Here is a 17,908-nt window from a genome sequence, read left to right on the forward strand (position 1 = left end):
TTTTATCATCTATATCCTCTTGATGGAAGAAAGTTAGAAGTTGTAGAAAATCAACTTGCTAATGGAAGGAAGTAATTCTTTTTCTTTCAATGTTTAAAATTCAAAATTAAACCCTTTTTGAGTAAGTAGATCGTATATTTTTTGGTCAAATTGGTATAGTTTAGCGGCTCTGTGCGATACATCTTGTTGTCTTTCATCTAAAGGTTTTAGTAGTTTCATTCGTAGTATTTTTCTTCTAAAATTAGATTTGTCCATTTCGATTCCTAATATTTCTTCGTAAAGATGCATTAATTGCAATAATGTAAATTTCTCGGGTAAAAGATTAAAGCCGATAGGAGCTTGGCGTACCCGATTGCGTAATTGCATCAAACTAAAGTCTAAAATTTCGTTGTGGTCAAAAATTAAATTTGGTATGTCATTAATTTTATACCATTTAGCTTCCCTTAAGGTAAAACTGGCTTTTATGTTATAGTCTTCCCTGTTTACCAATGTATAGTAGGCAATGGTTACAACTCTTCTTTCGCTTACACGATTTGGATTGGTAAAAGCTTTTAATTGCTCTAAATAGATGTTGTCAAGACTGGTCAGTTCATGCAATATGCGTTGAGCAGCGTCATCAGCACTTTCATCTTTTCCTAACCAGCCTCCAAGAAGCCCCCATTTCCCTACGCTTTCTCCTTCTGCATGTTGCACTAAAAGTATTTCAAGACTTTCTTTGTTAAATCCAAATATAACACAGTCAATCGAAATTCCATCATTCGCTGGTTGTTTAATGTCTGTAGCTATATTGCTTTTATTTTCGGGATTATTTTTGGAAGTGGAGAATGTCATTTTTTAATTATATAAGCTATTGTTAAAATTCAAAATTAAATCCTTTTTCGGTAAGTTTAGTATAAATTTCAGGATCAAATTTATACAGCTTTGCCGCTCGATGAGAAACATCCTGCTGCTTTTCATCTAAGGCAAGTAATAATTTCATATGCAATATTTTTCTCCGAAAATTAGACTTATCCATCGCCACACCCAAAACCTCCTCATAAAGATGCATGAGCTCCAATAACGTAAATTTTCCGGGTAAAAGATTAAAACCGATAGGAGCCTGACGAACCCGATTACGCAACTGTTTTAAGCTGTAATCTAAAATTTCATTATGGTCATAAATTAAATCCGGTATTTCATTAATTTTATACCATTTTGCATCAGACGCAGTAAAACCAGCCTTTACATCATAATCTTCTCTTTTAATCAAAGCATAATAACCAATTGTGATAACCCGCCTTAGCGGGAAACGATCAGGATCTCCAAAAGCCTTCAATTGCTCTAAAAATATATTATCTAATCCTGTAAGCTCTCCCAGCAATCGATGGGCAGCATTATCTATACTTTCTTTTTTCTTGATCCAACCACCCGGAAGCCCCCATTTTCCTTTACTGATACCTTCAGCATGTTGCACCAACAGAACTTCTAAAATTCCGTTGTCAAAACCAAATATTGCACAATCAATTGTAATCGCGTTCATGGCTGATTGCTCTACTATTTTTAAGGAAGCGGTATCGGTATGTTTTTCAAACATGGTATAGAAATTTGAATTAAATATTAAAAAAAATCATTGAATTTATTAACAGATTATTTTAAAAAACGTTATTTCCTTTTAAAAATATTAAAAAAATATCAGACAACACTGTGCTTATTTAATGCAAATGTATAATAATACCCTCAAATAATTATTAATTGCAAATTTTTAAACATAAAATATTGTTAATATAAAAAAATGTCTTATACTTGTGGTCAAATTTACTATAAGCATAAAGTTAATTTGACTATAAGTTTAAAAAAGAAACAAACATAAACAATAAATACAACCTTTTAAAATCGAGTATATGTATTTTTTAGGAATAGATTTAGCAAGTAATTCGATAAAATTATCGGTATTTGATCGAAAAAGGGATCGTATTTTAAAAAACACGAATTATAAAAATTTACGCAAACAGCGTTACGGATCATTTGACAATGGTAATGGAGCTAAGTATGAAAAAGGAGCGCTCTCTTTAGAGGGGCTTAGCGAAATTGCACGTGCAAACGGAGAACCTCAACAAATAAGTGGAAAACAAGAATTATTTGAACAAATTATTGCCAACACCTATTAGTACATTAAAAAAAACATTAACCAAAACATTAACCAATTCTTAAATTATTATGAAAAGAAAATATTGTATTTCGACAATGCTTCCCTTTTGTATAGCAATCTTGTTCAGCATGTTTATGCTGCAATCAGGTTTTGCGCAACAGCGATCCCTTTCTGTGAGTGGAAAGATAACATCTAGTAACGACGGTATGGGAATTCCCGGTGCAACTGTTAAAGTAGAGTCTACCAATAAAAGTACTACAACCGATTTTGATGGTAGATATCAAATTAATGCGGAATCTGATGCTGTGTTATTAATCAGCTATATGGGTTATAAAACACAACGAGTATCGATAAAAAATCAAACAGTAATAAATATTGCCATGCAAGCAGAATCAGCAGATCTTAAAGAGGTAGTTGTGATAGGGTATGGCTCTCAGAAGAAAAAAGTATCAACAGCTGCTACTTCTTTGGTTTCGGGAAAAGACATTCAACAAGTTGCCAGTCTTGATGTTGTTAATGCTTTACAGGGACAAAGTTCAGGAGTGTCCATTACTTCTACATCAGGACAACCGGGAGCTGGAATGGCGGTAAATATACGTGGTGTTGGAACCGCAGGAAACAGCTCTCCTCTTTATGTTGTTGATGGAGTTGTTGTGGATAATGGTATTGGGTATCTTGATCCATCTACTATTGAAAGAGTCGATGTTCTTAAAGACGCTTCGGCTGCATCTATCTATGGAGCCAGAGCTGCGAATGGAGTTATATTAGTGACGACTAAAAAAGGAAAAGACGGTAAGATGAATGTGTCTTTAAATAGTTATACAGGATATCAGGAAATTGCCAAAAGATTAGACCTGCTTGATTCAAATGAATATGCAGTTATCATGAATGAATCAAGGGTGAATTCCGGCTTTACACCTTTGTATACTGCAGCGCAAATAGCAGCACTTCCTAACCACGATTGGCAAAAAGATTTATTCAATAATGGAGCAGCAAAACAAAATCACTCCTTAATGATTACAGGTGGGGATAAAAAATCGACTATTGCTACAGGATTATCTTATTATGGACAGGAAGGTCTTATAGGAAGTCAAAACAATCAATCACAATACGATCGTATAACATTCAATGTCAATACTACATCTGAAGTTATAGAAAATCATTTGAAAATTGGAGAAAATTTTTCTTTCGCCAATATCAAAAGTAATGGTGTTTCTGACCAGGGTCTTTACAATAACAGTATAAGAAGTTTTTTAAATGCCTCTCCGTTAGACGCGGCCTATGATGCCAATGGTAATTTTGCAACTTCAATTATTGCGGCTGATGTTTTTAATCCCGTGGCTTCTTTATATCATAATAATTTTAAAGAAGATAAAATAAATCGTTATGTAGGGAATGTATTTGCAGAAGCAAAATTCTTAAAAAATGTTACATTCAAAACGAGTTTTGGAGTGGATATATCGGATAGTTCATATCGTTCTTTTAAACCGGTTTATAACGAAACACTTTTTGATAATAATCTAATCTCAAGCGTTTCACAAAGTTCCAATAAAAGTTTGGGCTGGTTATGGGAAAACACATTACAATATAAAGCTTCTATCAATGATATCCATCACTTTGATGTGTTGTTAGGAACTTCTGCTAAGTCAAATACTTCAGAAAGTATGGGGGCTACAGGTAAAAATTTAACTTTTAATGATTTTGACCATGCTTATTTAAACAATGCAACAGATAAAACATCAAACACAGTTTCAGGTGAAAGATATGATTATAGACTTCAATCTTATTTTGGTCGATTGTTATATGATTACAACAATAAATATTTATTTACTGCCACACTAAGAAGAGACGGTTCTTCGGAGTTCGGATCTAATAATAAATACGCTTACTTCCCTGCGGTATCGGCCGGATGGAATGTAGATCGCGAAAGTTTCTTTCCACAAAATAGTTTTATAAAATCTTTTAAAATTAGAGCCAGTTGGGGACAAAACGGTAATGATCAATTTTCAAAACGATTTGCTTACATGTCTACCATAAATTCGTATGATAAAAACTATCATTTCGGTACAGGTCCTAATGAAACATTGTACACAGGTTCTAGTCCGGATGCACTTTCAAATCCTGATTTAAAATGGGAAACATCTGAGCAAACTGACTTTGGTTTTGATGCTGCATTATTTTCAAACCTGACTTTGACATTCGATTATTATAACAAAACAACCAAAGACTGGTTAGTACAGGCAGCTATTCCTGAAATTGCCGGAGCTACGCCTCCTTATATAAATGGTGGAGATGTTAATAATAAAGGAATTGAATTAGGATTAGGATATAGAACTAATTTTGGAAAAGACTGGTCATTTTCTATAAACGGAAATATATCCCATAATAAAAACGAAGTACTTCGTGTTGCTAATTCTGAAGGCATAATCCATGGTGATACTAATCTTCTTTTTCAAGGTTTGGATGAAATGAATCGTGTAGAAGTAGGACAACCAATAGGTTATTTTTATGGACTTAAAACAAATGGTATTTTTCAAAATGCAGCCGAAGTTGCTGCTGGAGTTCAACCTAATGCGATGCCAGGTGATGTTAAGTTTGTGGACTTAAATGGTGACGGAAAGATTAATGCAAGTGATAAAACTAATATTGGAGATCCAAATCCTGATTTTACTTATGGATTAAACATGGAACTATCTTACAAAGCTTTTGATTTCTCGATTTATACCTATGGAGTTTCAGGAAACCAAAATGTTATTGGGCTTCGCAGTATCGAACGTCCTTACTCTAATTTCACAACGACAATCTTGAATCGTTGGACAACAGAAGGAAGTTCTAATTCTATACCAAGAGTTACTTATGGTTCAGATGCGAATGGAAATTATACTAAGATGTCAGATTTATATGTTCAAGACGCTGGCTTCTTTAGAATTAAATCGGCTACGTTAGGTTGTGATTTGACAAAAGTAACAGGCATGTTAAATTTCTTTTCTAAATTCAGATTATATGTTGCCGCCAACAATCTGTTCACTTTTACGAAGTATAGAGGAATGGATCCGGAAATTGGGTTTGGAAATACAAACCAATCATGGGCAAAAGGGATTGATGTGGGGTATTATCCACAGCCAAGAACTTATATGATGGGACTTAATGTTAACTTCTAATTATCAAAAAAATGAAAAATTATATTAAACTATTTACGGCATCAACCCTATTAATATTAAGTTCTTGCTCGAATGATTTTTTAGACACCACACCGGTAACTGAAAAGGTTTCGGAAAATTTTTATAAAACTCCGAAAGATGCTTTTGAAGGACTGATTTCTATATATGATGTATTGCAACAAGAAGGCGGCTGGGCAGGATTTCAAATGATTACCGAAGAAGCTTCAGATAATTGTTTTGGAGGTTTTGGAACCGCTGATGGGATAGCTGTTTTAGACTGGGATCGTTTTAAAAACAGCTCAGATCCAGAAATGAATAACGTTGTTTGGCAAAGCTGCTACAAAGGGATATACAGAGCCAATATTTTATTAGAAAATTTAGATAAAGTAAATTGGGGTACTGATACTGCGCTTAAAGCAAAATATGAGGCGGAAGCTCGTTTTTTAAGAGCTCATTTCCATTTTGAATTAGCGAGAATTTTTGGGGATATTGTTCCGCTGGATCATTCTATTAACACCAGTGAATTTAATTCTCCAAGATTGGCTCCGGAAGTTACTTATGCTTTAATCGCCAATGATTTAAAATTTGCTGTAGAAAATCTAGGTACTGAGAATTATTCTCAAGTAGGAAATCCAAATTACGGTCGCATCACTAAATGGGCTGCAGAATCTTATTTAGCGAAAGCTTTTATATTCTATACAGATTATTATACTAAACCAGATTTAGCTGGAGTAGTGACCAAAGCTCAGGCAGTAACTTATATTAATGATGTTGTAAATAATAGTGGCCACGCGTTGATTACTGATTATTCTCGTCTATGGCTTGCTGCATCACTTGCGAATTATGCAGGTGAAGGTAATACAGAAATGGTTTGGGCTATTCGTTATAACGGAAGTGGAAAAGGAGATTGGAATCTTCATGAAGGAAATCGTTTGTCAGTATTAATTGCGCCACGTGGTGGAAATATAGGTAGATATGCTTACGGTTGGGGTGGACTTCCTGTTACCCCAAGTCTTTATGGTGCATATGAAGTTGGAGATACTCGTAGAAATGCCACCATCATCAATTTTGCGGGAGAAGGATTGAATTTTGATCCGGCACCAAATAAAAGAGACCAACGTCAATATACAGGATACGCTTGGAAAAAATATTGCCCTGTTACCAATGAAGCCGGAATTGCAGACGTAACTGCCAATGGTGGGAATTTCCAAATTGACAATATCGAAGATTATGCTGTAATACGATTTTCGGATGTATTGCTAATGGCAGCAGAGCTTAATCTTGGTACAAATGATGCTTTTGCAAAAACTTGTCTTGATAGAGTTCGTGATCGTGCATTCCAAAATGCCAGTCACCGTGTTGCGGCAACTTTACCAAATATCATGAAGGAACGTCAATTAGAACTGGCATTAGAGGGACAACGCTTTTTTGACTTAATCAGACAAAGTCCAGCTGTGGCTAAAGCTGCTATTGACAATGTAAATAATAGTGATTCTCAATTTAACGTAACATTTAGAACTGAAACACTAGGATGGTTTGCAATACCTCAGTCACAAATTGTACTTTCTAACGGAGCAATAAAACAAAATCCAGGTTGGTAATAACCTTAAAAATAATAACTATGAAAAATATATTTTTAACAGTAATAGCTATAATTGCAATGGGTTCGTTATTTTCTTGCGAACCAGTAGAAGACCGTAACAGTCTTCCTGCGATGTCACTTATGTCTACAGACCTGAATTTTACGGCTGTAGTAAATGGAAATACCATCCAATTAAAAAACCTAACTCCGGACGTTATACCTTATTGGAGTTACGTTGATTCAAAAGGGAATGAATTAGGACATTCAAACCTAAATGAAACAAGTATTCCAATGCCATTTGCGGGTACTTATACCATTAATTTTTCAGCTTATACACAAGGCGGTTCAGTAACAGCTACAAAAACGGTAACTATTTCAAAAAATGATCAAACTTTATTTAGTGACCCTAGGTGGGCAATGCTTACTAACGGTGTAGTCGGAAAAACATGGGTATTTAATATGGTAACGGAAAGTCCATTTGCATTTGTTGGTGGTGGATATATAAACAAGACAGTAGAAGGAGATTGGGCTTGGTATCCAGGGAGTATCAATGATGTTTCATGGTCAGGTGTAGAAAACAAAAATTGGGGAGAAGTTACTTTCGACCTGAATGGAGGTTATAATGTTAAAGTAACACAAACTTCATTGACTACAGGAAGTACCGTAAAAACTACTAAGTCCGGAACGTATAATTTTAGTCTTACAACTGGTTCTACAAATGACAGAATCATATTAAATGGAGGAATAGAAATGCTACATCTTAATGCCTATTATAACGATGTAATGTCAGGATTTTCATTTTCTAATGTTAGGTTAATTGAGCTTACGGCAAGTTCTTTAAGATATGCTGCGATTCGTAATGACGGTGTGCAAGTAGTTATGAATTTAGTGCCTAAGAGTTAAATAGAAAATCAGGAAAGTTATTTGAATCGTATTGATTGATGTGTTTATAGTAATTCAAACGTCTAACAAAGTAGATAATTAGAATTAGTGGTAAGTTTCAAAGAGCTGAAAGTAATACTATATTTACATCAGTCAAATGATTCAATTAAAAAAATAATAAATATAAATTTCCATTAAAATGAAGAAAACTCAAATAACCGCACTATTTTCAATCTTTGTTTTTGGATTTCTGGCTATTCCAAAAGCAACAGCACAGATTCAAAATGCAGATGTGTTAAATGCGCCGATGGATATCAGTAAAGATTTCCAGAATTATCTCAATACGTTTTATTTTGCCGATGAGCTTACAGCCTTTGATCCTCAAACAGGAAAAGGGACAGTAAAATACCTCAGATACAATTACAAAACGCGTCAGGCTTTCAACAATATGATGATGAAACCTGATATGGAGAAAGCGAACGAATTTCCGGCTACCGAGTATGAGGTTTCTCCTGAATTGCCTTTCCAAATTCAGTTTATTTCTGATCGTACGTTGAGAATTAAGACAATTTCAGGGCCACAATTTCGCCCTCAAAAAGAATCCCTAATGTTGGTTGACGGAGTAGCTCCGAATCACCCGGAATTATGGAAATATTCTAAAATTGAAGGAGGTTATAAATTTATCAGCAAACACGGTTCGGTCGAAATTCAGACGAAGCCTTGGCATGTAAAAATTTATGACGAAAAAGGAAAATTGTTGACAGGAACCTTACATGATTCTGATTTTAAAAATACGTATACACCAACACTTCCATTTTCTTATGTTCGTAGAAACAGTGATTATTCCAGAAGTATGGGAGCTGCTTTCAGTTTAGAACCTGACGAAAAAATATTTGGTTGCGGGGAATCATTCACACAATTTAACAAACGTGGTCAAAAGGTGGTTTTATGGACCGATGATGCCAATGGAATCCAAAACGAAACCATGTACAAACCTGTTCCGTTTTATATGAGTAGTCGTGGTTATGGTGTATTCATGCATCATTCAACCCCTATTACCGTTGATTTTGGAAAATATTTTGGTAGTGCCAATGAAATGTATATTGGTGATGATGAAGCCGATTTGTTTTTCTTTATTGGAGAACCAAAAGAAATATTGGATGAATATACTAATTTGACTGGGAAAGCAGCCATGCCGCCACTTTGGTCATTTGGTTTCTGGATGAGCCGTATCACCTATTTTTCTGAAAAAGAAGGGCGTGATGTAGCAAGAGATTTGCGTAAGTATAAAATTCCAACCGATGTGATTCACTTTGATACCGGATGGTTTGATGTAGATTGGAGAAACAACTATGAGTTTGCGAAATCTCGTTTTCCTGATGCAGAAAAAATGATGTCGGATATGAAAGAGGAGGGTTTTCATGTGTGCTTATGGCAATTGCCTTATTTCACTCCAAAAAACACCTTGTTTAATGAAATCATGGATAAAAATTTGGCTGTAAGAGATAGAAAAGGAAATCTTCCTTATGAAGATGCTGTGCTGGATTTTTCAAATCCTGAAACGGTAACTTGGTACCAAAGTAAATTGAAACGTTTATTCGATCAGGGGGTAAGTGTATTCAAAGTTGATTTTGGAGAAGCTGCTCCGCCAGACGGAATTTACCATTCAGGACGTACGGGTTTCTATGAACACAATTTATACCCTTTGCGTTACAACAAAGCCGTTGCCGAAATTACTCAAAAAGAAAAAGGATATACTTTAATTTGGGCCAGAAGTACTTGGGCTGGTAGCCAACGCTATCCATTACACTGGGGCGGTGATGCCGAAACAAGTAACGGTGCAATGTCTGCAGAATTGCGTGGCGGACTTTCATTAGGATTAAGCGGATTCAGTTTTTGGAGTCATGACGTAGGAGGATTTGCAACTAAATCTCCAGAGAACTTATACCGTAGATGGGCGCCATTCGGGATGTTTACTTCACATGTGAGAAGTCATGGTGAGCCTCCACGCGAACCTTGGTTGTACAGCAAAGACTTTTTGGAAGGATTTAGAAACGCCGATAATATGCGTTACGAATTGATGCCGTATATCTACGCACAAGCCAAAGAAAGTTCCCAAAAAGGATTGCCTATGATGCGTGCTTTATTTTTGGAATATCCAAATGATCCTGGTGCTTGGTTAGTTGATAATGAATACTTATTTGGATCCAGTATGTTAGTGGCTCCTTTATTTGAAGAGGTAACCGAAAGAGATGTCTATCTTCCTGAAGGAACGTGGATTGATTACCAAACCAAAAAAGTATACCAAGGAGGATGGCATAAAATAAAAGCTGGTGCTATTCCAATCGTGGTTTTGGTTAGAGACGGTTCGGCTATTCCTCACATTGCATTGGCACAATCTACAAAAGACATGGATTGGAGTAAATTAACTTTAAAAGTATATGCTACAGATGCAACTACAACAGCTACTGCAAAAGTATTCTTGCCAGAAGGAGACGCAGTACAAACCATTGCAGTTTCTAAAAAAGGAAACAATTTTGAAGTGGCTCCAAATGCATTAAACGGAAAAACCACTTTTAAAACGGAGTGGATAAAATAACAGTTTGGTTAGTTTAAGTTGGGTCTTTTTAAATCGGATGCAGTTTAGCGGCATCCGATTTATAAAAGGCAAATTAAGAAAAGAAAACATGAAAAAATACCTTGTACTTCCCGCTGTACTGCTTTCAATCACGATTGGATATAGTCAGAAAAATAAAAATGCTTACCAATTGGCTTCGCCAAACGGGCAAAACAAAATCAAATTTGAGTTAGTAAAAAATGCTCCAAAATATGCGGTGTCACACGGAAAAACCGAAGTGATTGCCCCATCGGATATGGGATTTTTACTAAAAGGAAATGAAAATTTAAGTACTGATTTCGAAATCAAAAGTGTAAAAAAATCCACTTTCGATGAAACTTGGGAGCAAGTTTGGGGAGAAAAGAAAAACATCAGAAACCACTACAATCAATTGGTGGTTGAATTACAGCAAAAAGGAAAAAATAAGCGTAAACTGCAGATTCAGTTTCGTGCTTTCGATGACGGAATCGCTTTTAGATATGTGTATCCAAAACAAAATGTAAAAGACAGTATTTTCATTATGGATGAAAAAACAACTTTTAACTTAAAAGAAGATGGAAAAGCATGGTGGATTCCGGCAAACAGAGAAAACCGTGACGAATATCTTTTTAAAGATGCACCCGTAAGTACACTTGATACCGTTTTGACTCCACTTACTATTGAAAGTAAAAGCGGATTAGCATTGAGTTTTCATGAAGCAAATCTGGTAGATTTTGCCAGTATGACTTTGGTAAACACAACCGGAACGCAACTTAAATCTGATTTGGTGCCTTGGTCTGACGGTGTAAAAGTTCGTGTCAAAGATACTTTTACTTCTTCTTGGAGAACGATTCAAATTGGAGAAAAACCAGCAGATTTAATTACTTCGTATTTGATTTTAAACCTGAACGAACCAAATAAATTAAAGAACACAAGCTACTTCAAACCGTACAAATATTTCGGTATTTGGTGGGGAATGCACATCGGGAAATATACATTTTGGGAAAGCGACAAGCAAGGCGCAACAACCAAACATGCTGAAGAATATATTGATTTTACTGCCAAAGAAGGATTTCATCATTTATTGATCGAAGGCTGGAACAAAGGCTGGACACCAGCTTGGTATGAAAACAAAATGCACATGTTCAGTTTTACAAAAAGTGCTGACAATTTCGATTTAGAAAAAGTAGTAGAGTACGGAAACAAAAAAGGTGTAGCACTTATCGGTTACCACGAAACAGGTTCCAACTTAATTAACTATTTAAAAGAAGTTGACGAAGGTTTTGCATTGTATAAAAAACTGGGAATGCATTCGGTTAAAATTGGTCATGTAGGTTCTAAATTAAATATGAAGGAAATGCACTTTGGACAATTTGGAGTGAATTATTTCAGATATATTTTAGAGAAAGCAGCCGAGTATGATTTGGCCGTATTATACCACGAGTCCATAAAAGATACAGGAGAACGCCGTACTTTTCCAAATATGGTTTCGAGAGAAGCGGCAAGAGGACAGGAATATAATGCCTGGAGCGAAGGAAATCCCCCGAATCACTTGACGATTATTCCGTTTACAAGATTGCTTTCAGGACCAATGGATTTTACACCTGGAATTTTTGATGTTGAGGTAAAACAAGGATATCCCGGAAAAAGAGTGCACGGAACTGCGGCGCAGCAATTGGCATTATATGTAACTATTTATGCTCCAATCCAAATGATGGCCGACCTTCCGGAAAATTACGAAGGGAAACCAGCATTGCAATTCTTAAAAGACGTTCCTACAGATTGGGAAGATACAAAAGTATTAGAAGGAAAAATTGGAGAATACATCACCACAGCCCGTAAAGACAGAAACAGTGCCGATTGGTTTTTAGGAAGTATTACCAATGAAAAAGCAAGAGATGTAAATGTTTCATTGTCCTTTTTAGATGCTAAAGCGACATACGAAGCACAAATTTATGCCGATGCAATAGGAACAGACGAAACACATAATCCATCAGCCGTTGCGATTTCGAAGAAAACGGTTAAAGCTTCAGATGTATTGAAATTGCATTTAGGCGGAGCAGGCGGAACAGCAATAAGATTCAAAAAAATATAATTATGGATATTCAAGCCCGATAGGTTTTAAAAACCTGTCGGGTTTACTAACTCGACGATTTAAAAATATAATTTTCAGATGAAAAGAAATTTAAAAATACTGTTTGCCTTCATAAGTCTAATCAATATTAATTTGTTTGGACAAAATTCGAATGTAGTAAAATCTGAAAACAGAATTATAAAAGTCGATTATAATAAATCTGCCGGTAAGTTAAACACCATGTTCAAAGAATGTATTGGTGCAGGTCGTGCCAATGAAGGTTTGCGAGCCGATTGGCAACAGCAGTTGGCAATGACCAAAAAAGAATGTGATTTTAAATACATCAGAATGCATGGTTTACTATCTGATGATATGGCGGTTTACCGTGAAGATAAAGATGGAAATCCTGAATACAATTATCAATATATAGATGCTTTGTATGACTTTATTGTAAGCATCAAGATGAAACCTTTTGTTGAATTAGGCTTTATGCCTTCAGCATTGGCAAGCGGTCCTGAAACTATTTTTTGGTGGAAAGGAAATGTAACCCCTCCAAAGGATTATAAAAAATGGGAAGACTTAATTCGCAATTTAACCGCTCATTTTACCGAACGTTACGGAGCTGAAGAAGTAAAAACATGGTATTTTGAGGTTTGGAATGAACCAAATTTAACACCAGGTTTTTGGACAGGTACTCAGGATGAATATTTTAAATTATACGAATATGCTGCGCGTGGCATAAAAGCTGTAAATAAAGATTTTAAAGTGGGCGGACCTGCAACAGCCGGTGCTGGCTGGGTTCCTGAAACAATTGAATTTTGCGCCAAAAAGAATGTTCCGTTAGATTTTATTTCAACACACACTTACGGTGTTAACCAAGGATATTTAGACGAGTTCGGAACTTCCGGAACAGTGCTTAGTCCAGACGAGAATAGTATCAGTGGTGATGTTATTAATTCGCGAAAGCAGATTGATAATTCGGCTAAGCCAAATCTCGAATTGCATTATACAGAGTGGAGTTCGTCTTATACTCCAGCTGACCCGATTCACGATAGTTACCATTCTGCGGCTTATATTTTGCAGAAATTAAAACAAGTTGGCAATGCAGCGAATTCAATGTCATATTGGGTTTTTACCGATATTTTTGAAGAACCGGGGCCCCGATTTACTCCTTTTCATGGAGGATTTGGATTGTTGAACACACAAGGAATTAAAAAGTCAGCCTATTTCTCTTATTACTTCATGAATAAATTGGGAGAAACAGAGCTTCAAAATACTGATAAGTCATCTTGGGCATGTAAAAATGCAAAAGGAGATGTGCAGGTTTTGTTTTGGGATTTTATCTACACCTTGCCCGATTCTACAAATAATCAGCAATATTATATAAAAGATTTACCATCAAAACCAAAGGGGAGTGTCAAAATTGAAGTTGCAGGACTTCAAAAAGGCATCTATAAATTAGAGGTTTACAAAGTAGGTTACAAAGTGAATGACGTTTTTACCGATTATTTAGGAATGAATAAACCCAATCAATTGAATAAACAACAGGTAAATACACTTAAAGATAAAAATAATGGTGCGCCAATTGCCACGGAAATAGTGAAAATTGATGCAAAAGGAATCTTTAGCAAGGATTTTAAGATTAATGAAAACGATGTGCTGTTGCTGAATTTTAGAAAGCAATAGTTTAAAAAAAATAAAATAAATTTCTCTATTTATGAAAAATAAAATAATCACCTTATCCATTTTTTCAATGTTACTGTTTAAGGGATACAATGCAAATTCTCAGACGGTTAAAGCAAAAAAACAAAATAAAACTACTAGAGTAAAGTCTTTAAGTTCTGAATTTGATGCGAAAATTGACAAATTGGTAGCCCAAATGACTCTTGAAGAAAAAATAGGGATGTTGCATGGCAATAGCATGTTTTCTACCGGAGGTGTAAAACGCTTGGGAATTCCAGAATTGAAAATGGCCGATGGTCCGTTAGGCGTTCGAGAAGAAATTTCCCGTGACAATTGGTCTGCGGCAGGTTGGGACAACGATTTTGCGACTTATTATCCAGCCTCTGGAGCTTTGGCAGCTACTTGGAATACGAAAATGGCTTACACTTTTGGGAATAGTGTTGGTCAGGAAATGCGTGCCAGAGACAAGGATATGCTTCTTTCGCCAGCCATCAACATTGTTAGAACACCACTCGGAGGTAGAACGTATGAATATTCGACTGAAGACCCTTTCTTGAATAAAAAAATGGCCGTGCCGTTGATTGTTGGTTTACAAGACAATGATGTTATGGCTTGCGTCAAACATTTTGCTGCCAATAACCAAGAAACCAATCGTGATTTTGTTGATGTGCAAATTGATGAACGTACACTGCGAGAAATTTATTTACCGGCATTCGAAGCTGCTGTAAAAGAGGCTAAAGCTTATAGTATAATGGGCGCTTACAACAAGTTTAGAGGTGAATATTTATGCGAGAACGATTATATGCTCAACACCATTTTGCGTGACGAATGGGGTTTCAAAGGTGTCGTTGTTTCCGATTGGGCAGCGGTGCATTCTACCGTAAAAACCTTGAAAAACGGATTGGATATCGAAATGGGAACACCAAAACCGTTCAACGAATTTTTCCTGGCCGACAAACTAATCGCGGCTGCGAAGGCGGGCGAAATTTCGGAAGCAGAAATTGATAAACACGTAAAAAGAATATTAGGTGTTTTGTTCCAAGTAAAAGCAATGGGTGGAAAAGATCGAGTGAAGGGAAGTATTGCTACAGAAGCGCATTATCAAGATGCTTATAAAATTGCAGCAGAAGCAATTGTATTGTTGAAAAATGATCATAACGCATTGCCTCTACAGTTGAATGGTGTAAAATCGATTGCGGTCATTGGAAATAATGCCACAAAGAAAAATGCTTTAGGTGGATTTGGAGCCGGAGTAAAAACCAAGAGAGAAATCACTCCTCTTGAAGGTCTGAAAAACAGATTGCCTTCTTCTATTAAAATTAATTATGCAGAAGGATATTTAGAGCGTTATGATAAAAAAAATAAGGGAAAACTAGGAGATATTACTTTAAATGGGCCAGTAACTATTGACAAACTTGATCCGGAAAAATTAGAAGAAGCCATTAATGCGGCAAAAAATTCTGATGTTGCTATTGTTTTTGCCGGTTCTAATCGCGATTATGAAACGGAAGCATCTGATCGTAGAGACTTAAAATTACCTTTTGGACAAGAAGAATTAATTAAAAAAGTACTTGCTGTAAATCCTAGAACTATTGTGGTTATGATTGCAGGTGCCCCTTTTGAAATCGAAGAAATCAGTAAGGAAACAAAGGCTTTGGTGTGGAGCTGGTTTAATGGTTCCGAAGGAGGAAATGCTCTAGCTGATGTATTATTAGGAAAAGTAAATCCATCAGGAAAATTACCTTGGACGATGCCTAGAGAAATTATGGATTCTCCGGCTCATGCTACCAAAAGTTTTCCTGGAGATAAAACCGTTACTTACGCTGAAGGAATTTTGGTAGGTTATCGTTGGTTTGATACTAAAAATATTGCACCAATGTATCCTTTTGGTTATGGACTATCGTACACGACTTTTGCTTTCGAAAATGCTAAAGCAGATAAAAAGGAATATGATAATGATGATATAATTACGGTTTCTGTGGACGTTAAAAATACGGGTAAAGTTGATGGTAAAGAAGTAGTTCAATTGTATGCTTCTAAATCAGATTCAAAAATTCAACGTGCTGCTCAAGAGTTAAAAGGATTTAAAAAAGTATTGGTTAAAGCTGGCGAGAATCAAAAAGTCACCATAAATGTTCCCGTGAAAGAATTAGCATATTACAATGTTACATCAAAAAAATGGGTTGTAGAACCGGGAAGTTATACGTTGAAACTAGGAACATCTTCCAGGGATATAAAGAAAGAAGTTGTTGTACTTATTAAATAAAAATAAAATAAAGAAGCTATGAAGGAAATAATTAAAAGTTACCTGTTGAGTTCTGTTTTGTTACTGGCTTTTCTAAGTGCCTGGGCTTGTAGTTCTGATAAGGAATCTGAACCAAATAATCCAGTGCCAGTTGTAAAAACACTAACGGCAAATGTTAATCATATTGATTTTCAGAATGCCGGAAATGAATCGAATGTGTCGATAACAACAAATACAAAAGCATGGACAATTAGTTCTTCAGATGCTAGTTGGATACAGTTGAGTCAAAATTCAGGAATATCAGGTACTACTACAGTAAAAATAACTGCATTAGCAAATACCAGCAATGCTACTAGAACTGCAGTTATTACAATAAGTTCAACTGAAGTTTCTTCGGTACAAGTTTCAGTTTCTCAAGAAGGAATAACTCCTGTTGTTAATTTGTATCCAAGTTACAATACAAATCCAGTTGTAGCCGATGCAACAGGAATGAGCAGTTCCGCCCTACAATTAGCAGCAAAAATGAAGTTGGGTTGGAATATTGGGAATACAATGGAAGCGATTGGCGGAGAGACAGCTTGGGGAAACCCAAAAGTGACCAAAGCGTTGATTGATTTGGTTAAAGCAAATGGCTTTAATGCTATTAGAATTCCGTGCTCTTGGAATCAGAATCTGGCCAACGCTACAACGGCACAAATTAAAACAGAATGGCTGGACAGAGTAAAAGAAGTTGTTCAATATTGTGTTGACAATGATATGTATGTAATTGTGAACATTCACTGGGATGGTGGATGGTTAGAAAATAATTGTACCGAAGCCCAAAAAGAAGCTAACAATGCCAAGCAAAAAGCCTTTTGGGAACAAATTGCAACTCACTTGAGAGGTTTTGATGAGCATTTGCTTTTTGCCAGTGCCAATGAACCAAATGTTGAAAATGCAACCCAGATGGCAGTTTTAACTTCTTATCATCAAACATTTATTGATGCTGTTCGTTCTACCGGAGGTAAAAATGCCTATCGTAATTTAATCGTTCAAGGGCCATCAACAGATATCGAAAAAACAAATAAATTGATGACTACTTTGCCAACAGATAAAGTAGCTAATCGAATGATGGCCGAGGTTCATTATTACACTCCGTATCAATTTTGTCTTATGGATAAAGATGCTAACTGGGGTAAAATGTTTTACTACTGGGGAGCCAATTATCACTCAACTACAGATGTTACCCGCAATTCATCCTGGGGAGAAGAAGCTGATTTAGATAAGTTTTTCGTTTCCATGAAAACACAATTTGTAGATAAAGGTATTCCGGTAATCTTAGGTGAGTTTGGAGCTATTAGACGTGATTTAACTGGCGATGCTTTGACTTTACATCTCAATTCAAGAGCTTATTTTCTAAAATATGTTGTAAAACAAGCTAAGGCTAATGGTCTGATTCCGTTCTATTGGGATGCTGGAAATTTGGGAGTAAATACGATGTCTTTATTTAATAGAAGCAATAATACGGTATACGATAGTCAGGCTTTGAATGCTTTGCTGGATGGATTAAAGTAAAGT

General features: G+C 35.8%; 11 protein-coding genes. 9 read left to right on the plus strand and 2 right to left on the minus strand.

Features of this window, described 5'->3' with window-relative positions; genetic code table 11:
* Positions 1–93: 93 nt before the first annotated feature.
* Positions 94–831 (minus strand): NUDIX hydrolase, encoded by a 738-nt coding sequence (locus GTZ96_RS04595; protein WP_161641416.1) that lies wholly within the window; start codon positions 829–831, stop codon positions 94–96.
* A 22-nt stretch (positions 832–853) separates the two neighbouring features.
* Positions 854–1,573, minus strand: coding sequence for an NUDIX hydrolase (locus GTZ96_RS04600; RefSeq protein ID WP_161641417.1), 720 nt, complete (start codon positions 1,571–1,573; stop codon positions 854–856).
* A 307-nt stretch (positions 1,574–1,880) separates the two neighbouring features.
* On the opposite strand from GTZ96_RS04600, the gene GTZ96_RS04605 reads away from it, so the two are divergent.
* From GTZ96_RS04605 to GTZ96_RS04645, 9 genes are all read left to right on the plus strand, one after another.
* Entirely contained in the window at positions 1,881–2,147 is a 267-nt protein-coding gene (locus GTZ96_RS04605) for a hypothetical protein (protein WP_317168877.1), read from the plus strand.
* Positions 2,148–2,196: 49 nt separating this feature from the next.
* Complete coding sequence (locus GTZ96_RS04610) at positions 2,197–5,289, plus strand: SusC/RagA family TonB-linked outer membrane protein (RefSeq protein WP_161641418.1); 3,093 nt, start codon at positions 2,197–2,199, stop codon at positions 5,287–5,289.
* A gap of 11 nt (positions 5,290–5,300) precedes the next feature.
* Positions 5,301–6,890 (plus strand): RagB/SusD family nutrient uptake outer membrane protein, encoded by a 1,590-nt coding sequence (locus tag GTZ96_RS04615; protein ID WP_161641419.1) that lies wholly within the window; start codon positions 5,301–5,303, stop codon positions 6,888–6,890.
* A 20-nt stretch (positions 6,891–6,910) separates the two neighbouring features.
* Positions 6,911–7,774: a hypothetical protein gene (locus GTZ96_RS04620; RefSeq protein WP_161641420.1), complete on the plus strand. Its 864-nt coding sequence runs from the start codon at positions 6,911–6,913 to the stop codon at positions 7,772–7,774.
* A 178-nt stretch (positions 7,775–7,952) separates the two neighbouring features.
* Entirely contained in the window at positions 7,953–10,352 is a 2,400-nt protein-coding gene (locus GTZ96_RS04625; RefSeq protein WP_161641421.1) for a glycoside hydrolase family 31 protein, read from the plus strand.
* Between the two features lie 88 nt (positions 10,353–10,440).
* Positions 10,441–12,444, plus strand: coding sequence for a glycoside hydrolase family 97 protein (locus GTZ96_RS04630; protein WP_161641422.1), 2,004 nt, complete (start codon positions 10,441–10,443; stop codon positions 12,442–12,444).
* A gap of 78 nt (positions 12,445–12,522) precedes the next feature.
* Positions 12,523–14,109 (plus strand): GH39 family glycosyl hydrolase, encoded by a 1,587-nt coding sequence (locus GTZ96_RS04635; protein ID WP_161641423.1) that lies wholly within the window; start codon positions 12,523–12,525, stop codon positions 14,107–14,109.
* 31 nt (positions 14,110–14,140) lie between these two features.
* The gene (locus GTZ96_RS04640; protein WP_161641424.1) at positions 14,141–16,372 is read left to right on the plus strand and encodes a glycoside hydrolase family 3 C-terminal domain-containing protein; all 2,232 of its coding nucleotides are present in this window, start codon (positions 14,141–14,143) and stop codon (positions 16,370–16,372) included.
* An 18-nt stretch (positions 16,373–16,390) separates the two neighbouring features.
* Positions 16,391–17,905: a cellulase family glycosylhydrolase gene (locus GTZ96_RS04645; protein WP_161641425.1), complete on the plus strand. Its 1,515-nt coding sequence runs from the start codon at positions 16,391–16,393 to the stop codon at positions 17,903–17,905.
* Positions 17,906–17,908 lie beyond the last annotated feature (3 nt).

Source organism: Flavobacterium undicola (genome assembly GCF_009909155.2).
GTDB lineage: Bacteria > Bacteroidota > Bacteroidia > Flavobacteriales > Flavobacteriaceae > Flavobacterium > Flavobacterium undicola.